Annotated in this window: 14 protein-coding genes; 6 read left to right on the plus strand and 8 right to left on the minus strand. The window is 71.3% G+C overall.

The window, feature by feature from the left end:
- Window positions 1–159: 159 nt before the first annotated feature.
- Window positions 160–813 (minus strand): alpha/beta hydrolase, encoded by a 654-nt coding sequence (locus ACT3SP_RS01585; protein WP_444585479.1) that lies wholly within the window; start codon window positions 811–813, stop codon window positions 160–162.
- Window positions 814–1,130: 317 nt separating this feature from the next.
- On the opposite strand from ACT3SP_RS01585, the gene ACT3SP_RS01590 reads away from it, so the two are divergent.
- A complete protein-coding gene (locus tag ACT3SP_RS01590) occupies window positions 1,131–2,780 on the plus strand; it encodes a DUF4091 domain-containing protein (protein ID WP_444585480.1) in 1,650 nt (549 codons plus the stop codon).
- Between the two features lie 57 nt (window positions 2,781–2,837).
- On the opposite strand, the gene ACT3SP_RS01595 is transcribed toward ACT3SP_RS01590, so the two are convergent.
- The 4 genes from ACT3SP_RS01595 to ACT3SP_RS01610 all read right to left on the minus strand — a co-directional run bounded on the left by ACT3SP_RS01595 (window position 2,838) and on the right by ACT3SP_RS01610 (window position 6,657).
- Complete coding sequence (locus ACT3SP_RS01595) at window positions 2,838–4,181, minus strand: mechanosensitive ion channel (protein WP_444585481.1); 1,344 nt, start codon at window positions 4,179–4,181, stop codon at window positions 2,838–2,840.
- Window positions 4,182–4,327: 146 nt separating this feature from the next.
- The gene (locus tag ACT3SP_RS01600; protein WP_444585482.1) at window positions 4,328–4,648 is read right to left on the minus strand and encodes a hypothetical protein; all 321 of its coding nucleotides are present in this window, start codon (window positions 4,646–4,648) and stop codon (window positions 4,328–4,330) included.
- Window positions 4,649–4,670: 22 nt separating this feature from the next.
- Complete coding sequence (locus tag ACT3SP_RS01605) at window positions 4,671–5,225, minus strand: type 1 glutamine amidotransferase domain-containing protein (protein ID WP_444585483.1); 555 nt, start codon at window positions 5,223–5,225, stop codon at window positions 4,671–4,673.
- A gap of 49 nt (window positions 5,226–5,274) precedes the next feature.
- Window positions 5,275–6,657: a protein adenylyltransferase SelO gene (locus ACT3SP_RS01610; RefSeq protein WP_444585484.1), complete on the minus strand. Its 1,383-nt coding sequence runs from the start codon at window positions 6,655–6,657 to the stop codon at window positions 5,275–5,277.
- Between the two features lie 174 nt (window positions 6,658–6,831).
- Between ACT3SP_RS01610 and ACT3SP_RS01615 the strand changes: the two genes are divergently transcribed.
- The 4 genes from ACT3SP_RS01615 (at window position 6,832) to fdhA (ending at window position 11,415) form a co-directional block, all read left to right on the plus strand.
- Window positions 6,832–7,956: an ROK family transcriptional regulator gene (locus ACT3SP_RS01615; protein WP_444585485.1), complete on the plus strand. Its 1,125-nt coding sequence runs from the start codon at window positions 6,832–6,834 to the stop codon at window positions 7,954–7,956.
- A 35-nt stretch (window positions 7,957–7,991) separates the two neighbouring features.
- Window positions 7,992–8,891 (plus strand): sugar phosphate isomerase/epimerase family protein, encoded by a 900-nt coding sequence (locus tag ACT3SP_RS01620; protein WP_444585486.1) that lies wholly within the window; start codon window positions 7,992–7,994, stop codon window positions 8,889–8,891.
- Window positions 8,892–8,936: 45 nt separating this feature from the next.
- A complete protein-coding gene (locus ACT3SP_RS01625; protein WP_444585487.1) occupies window positions 8,937–9,998 on the plus strand; it encodes a Gfo/Idh/MocA family protein in 1,062 nt (353 codons plus the stop codon).
- A gap of 190 nt (window positions 9,999–10,188) precedes the next feature.
- On the plus strand, window positions 10,189–11,415 hold the full coding sequence (gene fdhA, locus ACT3SP_RS01630) for a formaldehyde dehydrogenase, glutathione-independent (RefSeq protein WP_444585488.1): 1,227 nt from the start codon (window positions 10,189–10,191) through the stop codon (window positions 11,413–11,415).
- A gap of 160 nt (window positions 11,416–11,575) precedes the next feature.
- Here the strand turns inward: fdhA and ACT3SP_RS01635 are convergent, their stop codons facing one another.
- Entirely contained in the window at window positions 11,576–13,138 is a 1,563-nt protein-coding gene (locus ACT3SP_RS01635; protein WP_444585489.1) for an HNH endonuclease, read from the minus strand.
- Between the two features lie 679 nt (window positions 13,139–13,817).
- On the opposite strand from ACT3SP_RS01635, the gene ACT3SP_RS01640 reads away from it, so the two are divergent.
- The gene (locus ACT3SP_RS01640) at window positions 13,818–14,366 is read left to right on the plus strand and encodes an NYN domain-containing protein (RefSeq protein WP_444585490.1); all 549 of its coding nucleotides are present in this window, start codon (window positions 13,818–13,820) and stop codon (window positions 14,364–14,366) included.
- Between the two features lie 51 nt (window positions 14,367–14,417).
- Here the strand turns inward: ACT3SP_RS01640 and ACT3SP_RS01645 are convergent, their stop codons facing one another.
- A complete protein-coding gene (locus ACT3SP_RS01645; protein WP_444585491.1) occupies window positions 14,418–15,437 on the minus strand; it encodes a LacI family DNA-binding transcriptional regulator in 1,020 nt (339 codons plus the stop codon).
- Between the two features lie 59 nt (window positions 15,438–15,496).
- The gene (locus ACT3SP_RS01650; RefSeq protein WP_444585492.1) at window positions 15,497–16,411 is read right to left on the minus strand and encodes a carbohydrate ABC transporter permease; all 915 of its coding nucleotides are present in this window, start codon (window positions 16,409–16,411) and stop codon (window positions 15,497–15,499) included.
- Window positions 16,412–16,413: the final 2 nt, after the last annotated feature.

Here is a 16,413-nt window from a genome sequence, read left to right on the forward strand (position 1 = left end):
GAGTGTGTGCAGGCCCGAAGGCCTGGGACTGTCACTGGGGGCGTCGCTGGCGGCGCTCATGGTCTCCTGGTGCTCCTCATGCCGCCTCCGTCTCTCGGAGGTGGATGAGGGAATGCTACAACTCGTCCTGCGCGGGCGGGAACGGGTGTGCACGACACCTCAGAGGCGGTCGTCCTCGTCGGCCCTCCGCTGCAGGAACGCGGCGACAGCACGCAGCTCCACCTCGTCCACCGCGTGGCCCAGGTTCGGGCGGCGCTCCTCCTCGAGCGCGGTGTGGGCGCTCAGGAACGCCCGCACCTGCTCCTCGATCTCCCCGCCCATCAGCGGATCCAGGCCCCCGTGGCCCCACAGCACGGGCGGGCGCACCGCGGCGAGCTCGGCGTCCCCGGGCATCGGCGCGGGGAACTGCCGACCGGAGAGGTTGACGACGAAGTCGAGGGCGCGGGCGTCGCGGCGCAGCAGGTGCAGGGCCAGCAGCCCGCCCTGGGAGAAGCCGATGGCGCCGACGACGGGCGCGGTCTGCGCCGCGATCCACTCCTCGACCGCTGCTGCGGCGGGATCGATCGACCCGGGACGGTCCGGGTCCACGGGCATCTCGAACCAGGCGAAGCCCGGGCCGTGACGGAGGATGCCGCGCAGGGAGACGTAGGCGAAGCCGGGAGGCAGGTGCGGCACGAGGCCGGTGAGGTCGCGCTCGTGGCTGCCCAGGCCGTGCAGGAGCAGGACGATCGGCCGCTCATCGTGCGCGGAGCGCACCACGGCCTCTTCGTCGAGGCGGGGGGAGATCGGCTCGGAGGGGCTCGCAGAGGTCATCGCCCCAGCGTACGCGGGCAGGGAAGAACCCCCAGGATGCGCGTCGTGCGCTGGTCGGAAGGACGAGATCCGACCCCTGGGGGTCCCGGCAGCTCGGTGGTATTCGCTGCGCGTCCGGATGAACGGTCGCCTCAGCGGCGAGCCACCTCACATGTCCGATAAGAAATCACTTCTCGGATCACCTCCTTCCCTGTGTGCCTCCACCGTAGGACCGCGCCCCCGGCGGGGGCAACGGATTATTCGGGGCCGTGCCGGTCGGCCGGGGTCGTGCCAGGATGGGCGGCGGTCCCGGCCCCGCGCTCGACGAGGAGATCCCCGTGCAGTCCGTCCTGACCGATTCCCTGGAGAAGGTGCTGGGCGCCGCCGCGCCGCGCCCCGCCGTGCCGATCGACGGCGCCCATGCCGCCGGCTTCCTCGGCGAGGTGCTGTCCCTGCAGCTCGCCGTCCGGCTCGAGCACGGCGAGGCGGGCGTCGCCGGCTCCGCCCTGCACGTGCACCTCAGCGGCGGCCTCGCCGAGCGGGCCCGGGTCCACGCGGTGCGCCGCGTCCCGGTCTCGCGCCCCGCCCCGGAGGACCCCGACGAGCACTACCTGGTCACCGCCCCGGGCGACTACCCCGACCTGCTCGAGCCGCTCGACGGGGACGCCGTGCAGCTGGACGCGGGGATCTGGGAGTCGCTGTGGATCGACGTCGCCGCCGAGGAGGAGGCCGACGCCGGCGACCACGAGCTCACGATCTCCCTCACCGGCGCCGACGGCACGCTCCTCGCCGAGCACACCGCCGACCTGCGGATCCATCCCCACCGCCTGCCGCCGTTGGCGATCACCAACACCCATTGGCTCCACGCGGACAGCCTCTCCACGTACTACGAGGTCGAGGTGTTCTCCGAGCGGCACTGGGAGCTGATCGAGGCCTTCCTCGCCGCGGCCCGCGAGATGGACGTGAACTCCGTGCTCACCCCCACCTGGACCCCGCCGCTGGACACCGCCGAGGGGCACACCCGCCCGTTCGTCCAGCTGGTCGACGTCCGCGAGGTGGACGGCGAGTACCGCCTCGACCTCTCCCGCCTGGACCGCTGGCTGGGGATCTGCCGCGACCTGGGCTTCACCGGGATCGAGATCGCGCACCTGTTCACCCAGTGGGGAGCCCGGCACACCCCGGCGATCCTGGTCGGGACCGAGGCCGGCCCCGAGCACCGCTTCGGCTGGCACGTCCCGGCGACGGACCCCGGGTACCGCCGCCTGCTCGAGGTGCTGATCCCTGCGCTGCGCGCCCATCTGGACGCGCACTGGGAGGGCCGGGTGCTCTGGCACATCTCCGACGAGCCGCACGAGGACCAGCTCGAGGACTACCGGGCGGCGAAGGCGCAGGTCGAGGATCTCCTCGAGGGCGCCGAGGTGGTCGACGCGCTGAGCTCCCTCGACTTCGCCGAGCAGGGGGTGGTGGACACGCCCATCGTCGCGACCGACCACGTCGGCCCGTTCCTCGACGCCGGGCGGCGCCCCTGGGTGTACTACTGCGTCTCCCAGAACCGGGACGTGGCCAACCGCTTCATCGCCCTGCCCTCGGTGCGCAGCCGCGTGCTGGGGCGGCAGCTGTTCGCCCTCGAGGCGCCCGGCTTCCTGCACTGGGGCTTCAACTTCTGGTGGTCGCAGTTCGCGCTGCGACCGGTCGACCCCTTCGAGGACACCTGCGCGGGCGGTCCGTTCTTCGGCGGCGACGCCTTCGCCGTGTATCCCGGGCCCGACGGGACGCCGTGGCCCTCGCTCCGCCACCGCGTGCTCGCCGAGGCGATGGCCGACCATCGGGCGCTGACCTGGCTCGCCGAGCTCACGGACCGACCCAGCGCGACGGCGCTGATCGACGAGGGCGGCACCCTCACCTATTCGTCGTTCTCCTACGACGAGGTCGAGCACCTGCGTGCGCGGCGCAGGGTCGACGCCCGGATCCTCTCCGCGCTGGCCTGAGCGCACAGCACGAGGCCGCCGGGGACGGATCCCCGGCGGCCTCGTGGAGAGCGGTTCTCAGCCCTGCGCGTCCGGCCGCGGCGGCACGGTGGTGGTGCCACCGGCCGACGGACCCGATGCGTCGCCCTGGGACGCGGACCCCTGGGAGGGCGCCTGGGCCTGCGCCTGCGCCTGGGCCTGCTCGAGCTTCGAGAGCTGACGCGCGGCGGCGTCGCGACCGCCCAGGCCGAAGGCCAGCACGGCGGCGGCGGCACCGCCGATGACCAGGGCGCCGAAGGCCATCTCGATGATCGAGTCGGCCACGCCCATCGACTGCAGGCCCATCGCGGTGAACAGCACGATGATCGCCCACTTCACGACGGTGGCGGCGGTGCCCGAGAGCAGCTTCGCCACGATCGAGGCGATGAAGAAGCCCGCGGCCACGATCGCCGCACCGAACAGGACGCTGCCGCCGAGCTCGAGGATCTCGCTGAGCAGCGCGGTGATCTGCGAGAAGCCCAGCACCTGGGCGGCCATCACCGCGAAGAACAGCACCACGGCGATCTCGACGATCTTGGCCACGGTGGGGGCCACCGAGGTGCCCGGGCGCAGCATGTCCTGCTTCTGCAGCCAGCCGTCGATGCCGGAGCCCTCGAGGATCGGCGTGAGCAGGCCGGAGACGAAGCGGGCGATCAGCACGCCGATGCCCACCAGGATGGCGGCGGCGATGATGTTCGGGATCGCGGTGAACACCGCGGTGAGCATCTGCGAGGCCGGGTCGGAGATCGAGGCGATCCCGAGGATCTGCAGCGCCGCGATCGAGACCACGATCATCACCAGGGCGAACACGACGGAGGCGAGGATCTCGGGGACGTCGACGCCCTCGCGCTTCTGCGGGGCCTGACCCGGCGCCTGCTGCGGGGCCTGGCCGTGCGCCTGCTGCTGCGCCTGGGCCGCGGGCGCGCCGGCGGTGCCGGTGGCCTTCTCGATCCCGCTGCGTGCGGTTCCCAGCAGCTTGCCGAAGTCGACGGTGCCCAGCGCCGTGACGATCAGGCTGCGCAGGATCTTGGCGATCACCAGGCCGATGACGAACACGAACACCGCGGCCACGATGTTGGGGAGGTGGCCCAGGCCCTGCTCGAGCATCGTGGTGACGGGGGTGAGGACCTGTGACAGCTCGAAGATCCCCAGGATGATGATCAGGCCGAGCAGCCAGATGATCATCGAGGCGATGGTGCCGATCGCGTTGCCGAGGCTGCCGCCGTCAGCGCCCCCGCGCTGGAGGGCCTTGACCCGCTGGGACAGCTTGACCACCGCGCTCTTGACGAGCATGGCGACGAGGAACGTCAGGACGAGGACGACGAGGGCGGAGAGGACTTTCAGCCCCAGTCCTGCCCAGTCGACGCTAGCCAGAAAATTCACGAGATCCTCCTTGATCGTGGGCGGCAGGCGGACACCCGTCGAACACTCGCCCGGCAGCCTGCCTGCGACCCAGCATGGAGGATTCCTGGGCCGACGTCCAGAAACGGACCTCGCCCGGACCTGCGATGCAGGTGCGTATCAGCAGGTCAGAGCGCATCCTCGGGCTCCGGAAGGTCGTCCTCGCCCTCGGGTGCCTCCGGAGCTGCGTCGACGATGTGCTCGAGCTGGTCGACGTCGTCGCCCTCGCCCCTCATCCGGTCCTCGTCACGGTTGCCCTGCTCGGCGGCGGTCGCGTCGTCGCCGCCGCGGTCGAGGTCCGCGTCGAAGCCGTAGCCGTCCGCGTTGCGGGAGTCCGGCCCTTCCTCGACGACGCGGTCCGTCTCCAGCGCGTCGTCGATGCTGATCTGCTCGTCCTGCGGCTGCTCGTCCTGCGGCTGCTCGTCCTGCGGCGCGAAGTTCTCGGTCATGGCGCTCCTCCTGGAGAGTCGGTCAGCGAAGTGCCTCGATGATCGCCGCGTTGAACGCCTCGAGGTCGTCCGGGGTGCGGGAGGTGATGAGCCGGTGGCCGTGCGCGTCATCGACCACCACCTCCTCATCGGTCCAGGTCGCACCGGCGTTGACGAGGTCCGTGCGGATCGCGGGCACCGAGGTGAGGTCCCGGCCGGCGGCCAGTCCGGTCTCGACCAGCATCCAGGGGGCGTGGCAGATCGCGGCGACCGGCTTCCCGTCGGCGGCGACGGCGCGCACGAGGGCCTGCGCCGTCGTGTCGCCGCGCAGCGTGTCGGCGTTCAGCGTGCCGCCGGGCAGCACCAGCGCATCCACCTCGGCCGGACGGATGGTGTCGTGGGTGGTGTCCACCGGCACCTCGGGGCCGGGGTCGCGGTCGAGCTCGAGGGTCTTCACCGAGCCCGTCTCGGGAGCCGCCACCGTCACGGTGGCCCCGGCCTCCCGCAGCGCCTCGAGGGGTCGCTGGATCTCGTCGGTCTCGGTTCCGAAGTTACTGGTCAGAATGACGATCGTGCGGCCTTCGAGAGGGCTGTTCATGAGCATCTCCTCGTCGGGGATCGACTGTGCCGCGACCGTACCACCCGCATCAGGTCCCGCAGAACGTCACGACGTCCTCCGCGCCCTCTCCCGGGCCCTCGAGGTGCTCGAGGCCCGGGTGGCGCTCGAAGGGCGCGGCGACGGCCCTCAGCAGATCGTGCACGGGACCGAGGTCCCCCAGGTGAGAGGCTCGCAGCGCCGATTCGAGATGCGCATTGCGAGGGACGAGCAGGGGACTGCCCGCAGGAGAGCCCTCGCGCATCCCCTCCCAGCGGCGGAACCATTCGCGGTCCTCCAGCAGCGTCGCCCCGTCGTCGGCCTCGAGCGCCCGGAAGAAGCCGGTGTGGTCCACCTCCTGCGCCTCGAGCTGGGCGAACAGCTGCTCCCCGAGGTCGAGGACCTCGTCCCGGGACCCGCTGACGCCGAGCTTGCGCGCGAGGCCGAGGGCGTAGGCGTCCAGGTACCAGCCCTCGTAGTCCTCGAGGACGGCGGTCGCCCGCTCGACCGCACGGTCGGGGGCCTCCTCGTCGATCAGCGGGAGCAGCGTCTCCGCGAAGCGGGAGAGGTTCCACAGCGCGATGCCGGGCTGGTTGCCGTAGGCGTAGCGTCCCCCGCGGTCGATCGAGCTGAACACCGCTCCGCGGCGGTGCACGTCCAGCACGGCGCAGGGCCCGTAGTCGATGCCCTCGCCGGAGAGGGTCATGTTGTCGGTGTTCATGACGCCATGGACGAATCCCAGCAGCATCCACTGCGCGACCAGCTCGGCCTGCGCGCGGCCGACGGACTCGAGCAGCTCGATCGGGGACGCGGCGCCGGGATGATGGCGCTCGGTCGCGTGCTCGACCAGGGCGCGGAGCGCGTCGCGGTCCAGGTGCCAGGCGGCGTACTCGACGGTCCCCACCCGCAGATGGCTCGCCGCGACGCGCACCAGCAGCGCCCCGGGCTCCGGGGTGACGCCCTGGCGCGGCGCGATCCGCTCCCCGGTGGTGAGCACCGCGAGCGCGCGGGTGGTGGGCACCGAGACGGCGTGGAGCCACTCGCCGACGACGGCCTCGCGCAGCATCGGGCCCAGCGGCGCCTTCCCGTCGCCGCCGCGGGCGAAGGGGGTGCGACCAGCGCCCTTCAGATGCAGATCGCGGCGGGTCCCGGCCGTGTCCACGAGGTCCCCCAGCAGCACCGCCCGGCCGTCGCCGAGCTGAGGATTCGCGCTGCCGAACTGGTGACCCGCATAGGCCTGCGCCGTGGTGCCCTCGATCTGCCCGGTCAGCATCGCGATGCCCTGCTCGCCTCGCAGATGGGCCGGGTCGTACCCGAGCTCGCGGGCCAGGGGCTCGTTGAGCCAGACCAGCGCCGGGTCCGGCGGCGCGTCCGCCCGCCAGGGGACGGACAGCTCCGGGACCGCGGCGGCGTAGCTCTGTGCGAGCTCGACCATGGCCTCACCTCCCTCGCTCACGGGCCTCGCTCCCAGGCTACGCGGCACCCTGCTCCCTCGACCCCGTGACGTCCCTTGACGCCGCCCGCTCCCGCACCGCAGACTGGTCGCGCACATTGTGCAACCCCCTTATGAAATCAGGCCGGGGTGACGGCGCGAGGACGAGGACGACCGATGAGCACGGCTGAGCAGCCCTCCTCCGCCCTGCGACGCGCCAATGCCCGCCAGTGCGTGCTCGTGCTGCGCGGGTCCGACTCCCCGCTGACCGTCGGCGAGCTCGCCGCCGCCACCGGGCTGTCCCGACCGACGGTCGACGCCGTCCTGCTGGATCTCGGGCAGGCCGGCACCGTCGTGCAGGCACCGGCCACCGCCTCCGGCGTCGCCGGTCGCCCGGCCCGCCGCTTCGCCTTCGACCCGTCGGCCGGGAGCGTCGCCGCCCTCGACATCGGCGCCCGGACTGTGCGCTGCCTGGTCACCGACGCCGGCGGAGGACTCCTCGCCCGCTCCGCCGTCCCCTCCTCGGACAGCGACCCGCTCGATGCGCTGGCCCGGGCCGTGCGGGAGACCGGGCACAGCCCTCGCGCCGTCGGCGTCGCGGTCCCCGGCATCCTGGGGACCGACGGGCGCGCGGCGCAGAGCCTCGTCGCTCCCGCCCTGGTCGGCCTGGACCTCGCCGGAGGGCTCTCGCAGCGCCTCGACTGCCCGGTGGAGGTCGAGAACGACATCAAGCTCGCCGCCCTCGCCGAGCACCACCTCGGGGACGAGGCCGACAGCATCGTGCTCCTGCAGCTGGGCCGACGTGTCTCCCTCGCCCTCGTGATCGGTGGGCGGATCCTCCAGGGCGCCCACCGCCTGGCCGGGGAGCTGGGCAGCCAGCGCGGCATGCGGTGGACCCGGTCCTCCGAGCGCGGCCGCCTGACCTGGTCCACCGGCGAGGAGGCGAAGCCGCTGCTGGACCGTGCGGCCGACGGCGACGCGGCCGCCGAGCGCGAGATCGAGGAGTTCTGCGCGCAGATCGCCCCGCGACTGGCCACCGTGCTGCTCACCGTCGACCCCGAGCGGGTCGTCGTCGGCGGCGGCCTGTCCCGCGCCGGGGACACCCTGCTGGATCCCCTCCGCACCGCCCTGGGCCATCTGCTGGTGACCGGTCACGCCCCCGAGATCGTCCCGGCCCGGCTGACCACCGACGGCGCCCTCATCGGAGCCCTGGGCCTCGCCTTCGCGCACGGCTCCGCCCGCATCCACGGCATCGACGGCGTCCCCGCCCCGTGGACCCGCTTCCCGACACCGCAGCCCTGACCCCGTCCCGTCCCGTCCCGTCCCGGAAGGACACCATGACCGCCGACCTCTCCTTCGGATTCAGCTCCTACAGCTTCCACGCCAAGCTCTCCACCGGCGAGATGACGCTCCCGCAGGTCATCGACTGGGTGGCGGCGAGCGAGGGCGAGCACCTCGAGCTCGCCGTCCTCGGCGACGCCGCCGACTCCCCGATCCCCACCATCGCCTCCGATCCGGCCTACGTCGACGAGATCCGTGCGCGGGCCGAGTCCGCCGGGGTGCCGCTGTCCAACCTCGCCGTCGGAGCGAACTTCCTCACCGAGGACGAGGCCGAGCTCGAGGCGCAGATCCAGCGGGTCCAGCAGTACGTCGACCTCGCCGAGCGCCTGGGCATCACCCGCATGCGCCACGACGTGGTCGCCCACCGCGGCCTCGACGGCGATGACACCCCGCTGTTCGAGCAGGCCCTGCCCTCGATCGTCGCGGCGTCGAAGCGGATCGCGCAGTACGCCGCGACCAAGGGCATCACCACCAGCCTCGAGAACCACGGCTTCTTCGTGCAGGCCGCGGACCGGGTGCGCCGCATCATCCACGCGGTGGACGAGCCCAACTTCCGCACCACCCTGGACGTGGGCAACTTCGTGTGCGTCGACGAGACGCCCGAGGTGTCGGTCGCCCAGAACCTGCCGTACGCGATGGTCGTGCACTTCAAGGACTTCTACATCCGCCCGGCGGACGCCGATCCCGGCGAGGGCTGGTTCCGCAGCCGCGGCGGCAGGCACCTGCGCGGGGCGGTGGTCGGCAACGGCGACATCGACCTGCGCGCCGTGGCGCGCGCGATCCGCGCCTCGGACTTCTCCGGATACGCCGCGATCGAGTTCGAGGGCTGGGAGGACTGCCTGCTGGGCTGCGAGCGCGGCCTGGCCAACGCCCGCCGCCTGTTCGAGACCGCCTGACCCGCCGCCCCACCCCACCACCACTGCGAAGGACACCTCCACCCCATGACGAATCTCCGAGTCGGCGTGATCGGCGCCGGCAGCATCGCCCAGTCCCACCTCTCCGCCTACGCGAAGAACCCCGACGTCGAGTTGATCGCCGTCGCCGACATGAACCTCGAGCGCGCCCAGGCGGTGGCCGACCAGTTCGGCGCTGAGCGCGCCTACGCCGATCCGCACGAGCTGCTGGCCGATCCCGAGATCGACGGCGTGTCCATCTGCACCTGGAACAACTCCCACGCCGCCTGGGCGATCGCCGCCGTCGAGGCCGGCAAGCACGTGCTGGTCGAGAAGCCGATCGCCCGCACCCTCGCCGAGGCCGAGGAGATCCAGCGCGTGGTCGAGGGCAGCGACCGCGTGATGCAGGTCGGCTTCGTGCGCCGCCACTCCCCCAACTGCCAGGTGCTGAAGTCCTTCATCGATGCGGACGAGCTGGGCGAGATCTACTACGCCAAGGCCAGCTGCCTGCGCCGCGTGGGCAACCCCGGCGGGTGGTTCGCGGACAAGGAGATCTCCGGCGGCGGTCCGCTGCTGGACATCGGCATCCACGTGCTGGACCTGTGCTGGTACCTGATGGGCAGCCCGAAGGTGGTCTCCGTCAGCGGCAACACCTACGACAAGCTCGGCAGCCGCGGGAACGTGACGACCATGCCCCGCTACAAGGCCGCGGACTACGACCCGGACCGCAACTCCGTCGAGGATCTCGCCAACGCCGTGATCCGCTTCGAGAACGGCGCCTCGCTGCTGCTGGACTGCTCCTACTCGCTGCACGCCACCAAGGACTCGATCGACGTCTCCGTCTACGGCGAGAAGGGCGGCGCCGTGCTCGAGCCGGCTCTGCAGATCGCCACGGAGATGCACGACTCGGTGGTGAACATCGAGCCGCAGATCGCCTCGCGCAGCTTCGAGTTCGGCCTCGGCTTCGCCAACGAGATCCAGAACTTCGTCGACGCCTCGCTGGGGCGGGCCGAGTCCGTCGCACCGGCATGGCACGGGGTCGAGATCGTGCGGATCCTCGAGTCGATCTACGAATCGGCGAACACGGGTCGGGAGATCGTCCTGGGCTGAGGGATCGAGGCGGGGGACCGGCCGACGGTCGGGGGTGACATGGATGTGAGGTGGCGCCGGATCGGGACTGCGACCTGGCACACGGGCACAGCAGGTTTGCGCTGTCCTGCCTGTTGACACGGGGGTTCCGGCCGGAGAGTGTGGACATGTCGGCCCGCACCGGCGGGCCATGTCAGGCAAGGAGGCCGGCATGTCCACCAACCGCGCGATCGCATACCAGGGACCGGGCGAGGTCGAGGTCATCGACATCGACTACCCGACCTATGAGCTGAAGGACGGTCCCGGGGTCAACCCCGACAACGTCGGCCGGCAGCTCCCGCACGCGGCGATCCTCAAGGTCGTCACCACCAACATCTGCGGCTCGGACCAGCACATGGTCCGCGGTCGCACCACGGCGCCGGAAGGCCTCGTGCTCGGCCACGAGATCACCGGCGAGGTGATCGAGACCGGCCCCGGGGTCGAGTTCATCCAGAAGGGTGACCTGGTCTCGGTCCCCTTCAACATCTCCTGCGGGCGCTGCGAGATGTGCAAGACCCGCCGCACCGAGATCTGTCTGAACGTGAACCCCGATCGTCCCGGCAGCGCCTACGGCTACGTCGACATGGGCGGCTGGGTGGGCGGCCAGGCCGAGTACGTGCTGGTGCCGTACGCGGACTGGAACCTGCTGACGTTCCCGGACAAGGATCAGGCCATGGAGAAGATCCTGGATCTGACCATGCTCTCGGACATCTTCCCCACGGGATACCACGGGGCGGTGACCGCCGGGGTGGGCCCGGGCAAGTCCGTCTACATCGCCGGTGCCGGCCCGGTCGGGACGGCCGCCGCCGTGGGCGCCCAGCTGCTGGGCGCCTCGGTGGTGATCATGGCGGACATGAACGCGGAACGGCTGGCCAATGCCGCCTCCTTCGGCTGCGAGACGATCGACGTCTCGTCGGAGGACCCGCGGGAGGGCATCGCGCGGATCCTGGGCCGGGAGGAGGTCGACGCCGGCGTCGACGCGGTCGGCTTCGAGGCTCGCGGTCACGGCAAGGACGCCGGGGAGGCACCGGCGACGGTGCTGAACACCCTGATGGACGTCACCCGCGCCGGCGGCGCCCTCGGCATCCCGGGCCTGTACGTCACCGGCGATCCGGGCGGTGTGGACGAGGCCGCGCAGGAGGGCTCGCTCTCCCTGCGTCTGGGGTTGGGCTGGGCGAAGGCGCTGTCCTTCACCACCGGCCAGTGCCCGGTGATGAGGTACCACCGCCAGCTCATGGAGGCGATCCTGCACGACAGGGTGAAGATCGCCGATGCGGTGAAGGCCACCGCCATCTCGCTCGACGACGCCCCGAAGGGCTACGCGGAGTTCGATTCCGGGGTGGCCAAGAAGTACGTCATCGACCCGCACGGGGTGACGGGCAAGGTGGAGGCCCTCTGACCGCCCGCCGCCCGCTCCGCATCGCTCACCAGGTGGCATGACATCCATGTGAGGTCATGTCCTGACCTGCACGAGGACTCCGCTGGACCGGACACGCCGGGACGCCTCCCTGCTCGTGGCAGGGGGCGTCCCGGTCCGTCGGACGGGGAGGGGTGGCGACTCAGAAGGGTGGGTCGGTGTCGTCTTCGGGTGGGGTGTGGGGGTCGGGGAGGAGGCGGTCGCGGAGGTGGGGGTAGGCGATGGCCAGGGCGTGTCGGCGCTGTTCCGCGGCTCGTTCGGCGTGGGGGCGGCTCTTCTCCTGGTCGTGGAGGCGGACGGCGTCCTCGTGGGCGCGGAGGTGGGTGCGCCAGGCGCGTTCGAGCGCGGCGGCGGTGTGAGGGGAGAGCAGGTCGGTGTGTTCGTAGGTGCGGGTGCGGACCTCTCCGTCGATGTCCCAGTCGGTGCTGACCGGCCCCGCTCTCGTGGCCCCGCCCGGGGCGGCATCACCGGGGTGGTCGGGGTCAGGGGTGCGGGTGGGGTCGAGGCGGCCGGCGGTCTTGAGCTGGTGGTGCTGCCAGCACAGGCGGTGGAGGTTCGCCAGAGAGGTGGGGCCCCCGGCACCGGGATCGCTGTGGTCGTACTCGAGGATGTGGTCGTCCTCGGCCGCTATCCGGGTGGGGCGTTCACAGCCCGGCACCGCGCAGACGGGGTGGCGCAGGCGCAGCTGGAGCCGCATCTGCGCGGTGGGCGGGTAGCTCTCGGCGACCGCGGGAAGGTGCGCACCGGTCAGTGGGTCGGTGAGGATCCTCAGCCAGGTCGGTGCGTCCGCGGCCAGTACCCGCGCCTGCTCGGCGGGGAGGGGAGTGAGGCCATCCAGCATCCCGGGAGCGTCGTCGAGACCGAGCAGGGTGGTCACAGGGATGGTGACCAGGATCTTGTACGGGGTGCGGGTCTCCTGGACGGGGTCGATGTCCAGGATCGAGTGGGTCAGGATCGCGTAGCGCAGCCTCGCCAGGGACAGGGCCCGGCCCCGCTCGCGCAGGTCCTGATCGATGTCGAAGGGCACGGACCCCTCGGTCCCGTCCGCGAGAGCGGCCCGCTGGGCCTGCTGCACGGTGCGGGCCGCGACGTCCAGCCGGTGGGCCAGGCCCTGGATCTCCGGGATCGGCCCGGTCACATACAGCGACGCGGTCCCCGTCTCCGTGTTCACGTCCACGACCTCCACGTTCCGTGACGTCGACGCGGGCACCGGGACGCTCCCCGCGCTCGCGAGCCGCACCGCCAGCCGCGCCTGCGCCTCGAACGTGGCCTGCGAGACCGCGGGGATCTCCACCCCGGCCATGTGCTCGTCCACGACGCGCTTCTGCTCGTCGGTGAGGCGACGGACCTGCCGCAGCAGGTACTGGTGGAAGTGCTCGGGCATCTCGCCCCTCGCGAGGAACGCGAACGTGCGCGGCATCAGATCCACCGCGGTATGGGCATCGAGGACCTGACCCCAGGCGCGACGGGTCGAGGTCCGCAGCCCGACCGCGACCTTCACCCCCGTCAGGTCCGCGTCCTCGGGCACGCCCCGCACCTCGGGATCATCACGGAAGAACAGCGCCAGCTGCCGCAGCAGATGCGCATGCAGAGACGCCCGAGCACGAAGGGTCGCATGCAGCCGCAGCACCCGGCCCGCTTCCAGCGACCCGGGCTCGACCTCCTCGAGCAGGGACGCCTCGTCCAGCGGACGCCGCGCCCGCACCGCCCACCGCGATCGAGCCCCCGCAGCCTCCCCGACCGCCTCAGGGGCGGGGACGTCGGAGGAGGCGACGAGAGCATCGGAAGCATCCGGGCCACCGGGTGCGGGTGCGGGTGCGAGTACGGGCACGGCATCGGCGACCGGGCGATCGGCGGTCCTCGCCTGGCGATCATCCTCGAACTCCCCCATCACCCTCACCCCCGATCCTTCCCGGAACCCTCACGGCCCCGTCCGGCCCTGTCGCCATGTTCACCCCCCGAGAATACCCACCACACCCACCCCTGCTGAAGCGTCATCATGAAATGGGGATGAATCTGTGGATAAACCACCACTGTGGAGGAACCGTCCCACGAACACCCCCGCGACCAGCGCGGGACGACACCGCGCTCGAGATTCGCATGGCCTCGCTCCCGGAACGTCCGTGCAGGTCGACGACGCCTGATCGACCCGCGCCAGGGGGCCTCGCCACGCCGTGGGGCGGATGGCCGACAACCGGCGCGGAGGGAGAGGCGAATACCCGTCGGACGCCACCAGAAGAATACAGAACTGTTCGTCAACCCACTCCCGCAGAATGTGGACAACCCGCACGGGGGAGGAACCGTCGCGACCCCTCCGCACCCCCGTCGGCCGCCCGAGGACCGTTCACTCCGCCCGGACCCCCGGGACCGCGTAAGGTCGACCCATGACAGAACGCACCACGTACCTCCTGGTGGACGGCGAGAACATCGACGCCACCCTCGGAGTCTCCGTTCTGGGCCGACGCCCGCAGCCCGAGGAGCGGCCCCGCTGGAACAAGCTCATCCACCATGCGGAGGCGGCGTGGCACCAGCCCGTGAAGGGCCTGTTCTTCCTGGCCGTGACCGACAGCCTGCCCTCGGGCTTCGTGCAGGCGCTGATCGCCATGGGCTACAAGGCGGTCCCGCTGCGGGGCGAGGGCAAGGTCGTGGACATCGCGATCCAGCGCACGGCCGAGGCGCTGCAGTCGCGACCGGCGGACGTCATGCTGGTCAGCCATGACAAGGACTTCGTCCCGCAGATGGAGGACCTCGCCTCCACCCCGGACCGGCGCACCGCTCTCATCGGGTTCCGCGAGTTCATGGCGTCGGATCTGCAGGAGATCCCCGGCATCGAGTTCCACGACCTCGAGTACGACGTCGCCGCCTTCACCAGCCGCCTGCCGCGCGTGCGGATCATCGACATCGACGAGTTCGATCCGCTCGAGTTCATCTGAGCGGCCGACTCCGGTCAGTCCTGGCGCGGGATCTCACCCGCGCGCTCGACATCACACCCGTGCGGTGCTGGCACGCTCCACGAGTTCGACGGGAACCGTCACCGCGGAGCGATAACCGTCGGAGATCTCTCGCATCAGCACGGACACCAGCTCGAGGCTGATTCGATCGAAGGGCTGTCGGACCGTGGTCAGCGGCGGCATGACCTCGCGCGCGATCGACGCGTCATCGAAGCCGCTGACCATCACATCCTCGGGGACGGCCAGTCCGCGCTGCGCGGCGGCGTCCAGCACGCCGGCTGCCATCGTGTCGCTCGCGGCGAAGATCGCGTCGATCGACGGATCGGCATCGAGCAGCTCTGCGGCGAGGGACCGACCGCTCTCACGGGTGTAGTCACCGAAGCGCACGTTCTCCTCGAGCAGGGCGGGTCCCGCTGCCCGGCGGAACGCCTCGAGCCGCAGGGTGCCTCCCGGGGTGTCCTCGGGCCCGGCGATCACGCCCAGCCGCGCGGCTCCGTGCTCGAGCAGATGCTCCGCGCTGAGACGACCGCCCATCGCCTCGTCCCCCATCACGTAGGAGACCCTCTCTGCGTGCGACCGCGGGTATCCGCAGTTCACGACGGGGATGCCGAGGTCGACGATCTTCTCGAGCGTGCCGTGCGTCGGATGGATCGACGCCGTGACCACCCCGGCGACGGGACCGCCGTGGAGGAACTCGACTGCACGGCGTGCCTGGTCGGCGCTGCCGGCCAGCAGCACCACCATCGACATGTCCTCGACGGCCAGGGCGTCGCTCACGCTCGCGACCAGCGCTTCGAAGGTCGGGTCCCCGAAGAAGGTGGCGGGCTGCTCGTCGACGAGGAATGCGACGGTGCCGCTCCGCCCGGTCCGCAGCTGACGCGCGGTCGAGCTCGCGACGTACCCGGTGCGCTCGATCGCCGCACCGACCGCGGCCCGGGCGTCCGCGGAGACCCAGCGTCCGCCGTTGAGGTAGCGGGAGACGGTCCCTCGGGACACCCCCGCGGCCTCGGCGACGTCGGCGATCGTCGCCTTCCTGCGTGCCGTGCGCGCCATGGCCGCTCCCCCTCTCGAGTCCAGTCCGGCGGCGATGGGGCGGCGGCGCCGTCCCCGGATCAGCTCTTGACCGCTCCGGCGGTCAGATCCGTCTGCCAGTATCGCTGAAGAATCAGGAACAGCGCGATCAACGGGATGATCGAGACCAGCGCACCGGTGATCACGGTGGTGTACATCGCGGGCTGCGACGAGCCCTGGTTCATGAGGGTCGACAGGCCCACCGTGATCGGGAACAGCTTGTCATCGCCGAGCATGATGTACGGAAGCATGTAGTTGTTCCAGATGCCCACGAACTGGAACAGGAACACGGTGACCAGGCCGGGAAGCATCATCGGCACCGCGAACTGCCCGAAGATGCGCAGCTCGCCGGCGCCATCGGTGCGCGCCGCCTCGATCATCTCGGTCGGTATCGCCGCGCCGGCGTAGATCCTCGCGAGATAGATGCCGTAGGGGTTCAGGATGCTGGGCAGCAGCACCGCCCAGTAGGTGTTCGCGAGCCCTGCCTGGGCGAACAGGAGGTACTGCGGCACGGCGAGGATCACCGCCGGCAGCAGGACCCCGGCGAGGATCACGTTGAAGAACAGCTTCTTGCCGCGGAAGACGAACTTGGCCAGGCCGTAGCCCGCGGCCGCCGAGACCGCCGTGGAGAGCAACGCACCGCCCACGGCATACAGGACCGTGTTCCCGGCCCAGCGGAAGAAGAGCCCGTCGCGGTAGGTGAAGAGGTCCTGGAGGTTCTGGACCAGATGGGACGAGGGGGCGAGCGAGAACGTCGAGAACAGCTCGTCCGGACTCTTCGTGGCGGCGACGAGCACCCACAGGACGGGGAGCAGGGCGTACAGGGCACCCAGAAGCAGGATGCCGGTCGCGATCAGCGAGGGTCGCTCCACGCCCCCTGGGGACGAGGGCCTGCGAGGAGCTGCGGCGACAGTGGACCGGGCCTCGCCGTGGCGAGTGGGGACGGAGGTGCTCATGA

Source organism: Brachybacterium sp. AOP43-C2-M15 (genome assembly GCF_052446295.1).
GTDB lineage: Bacteria > Actinomycetota > Actinomycetes > Actinomycetales > Dermabacteraceae > Brachybacterium.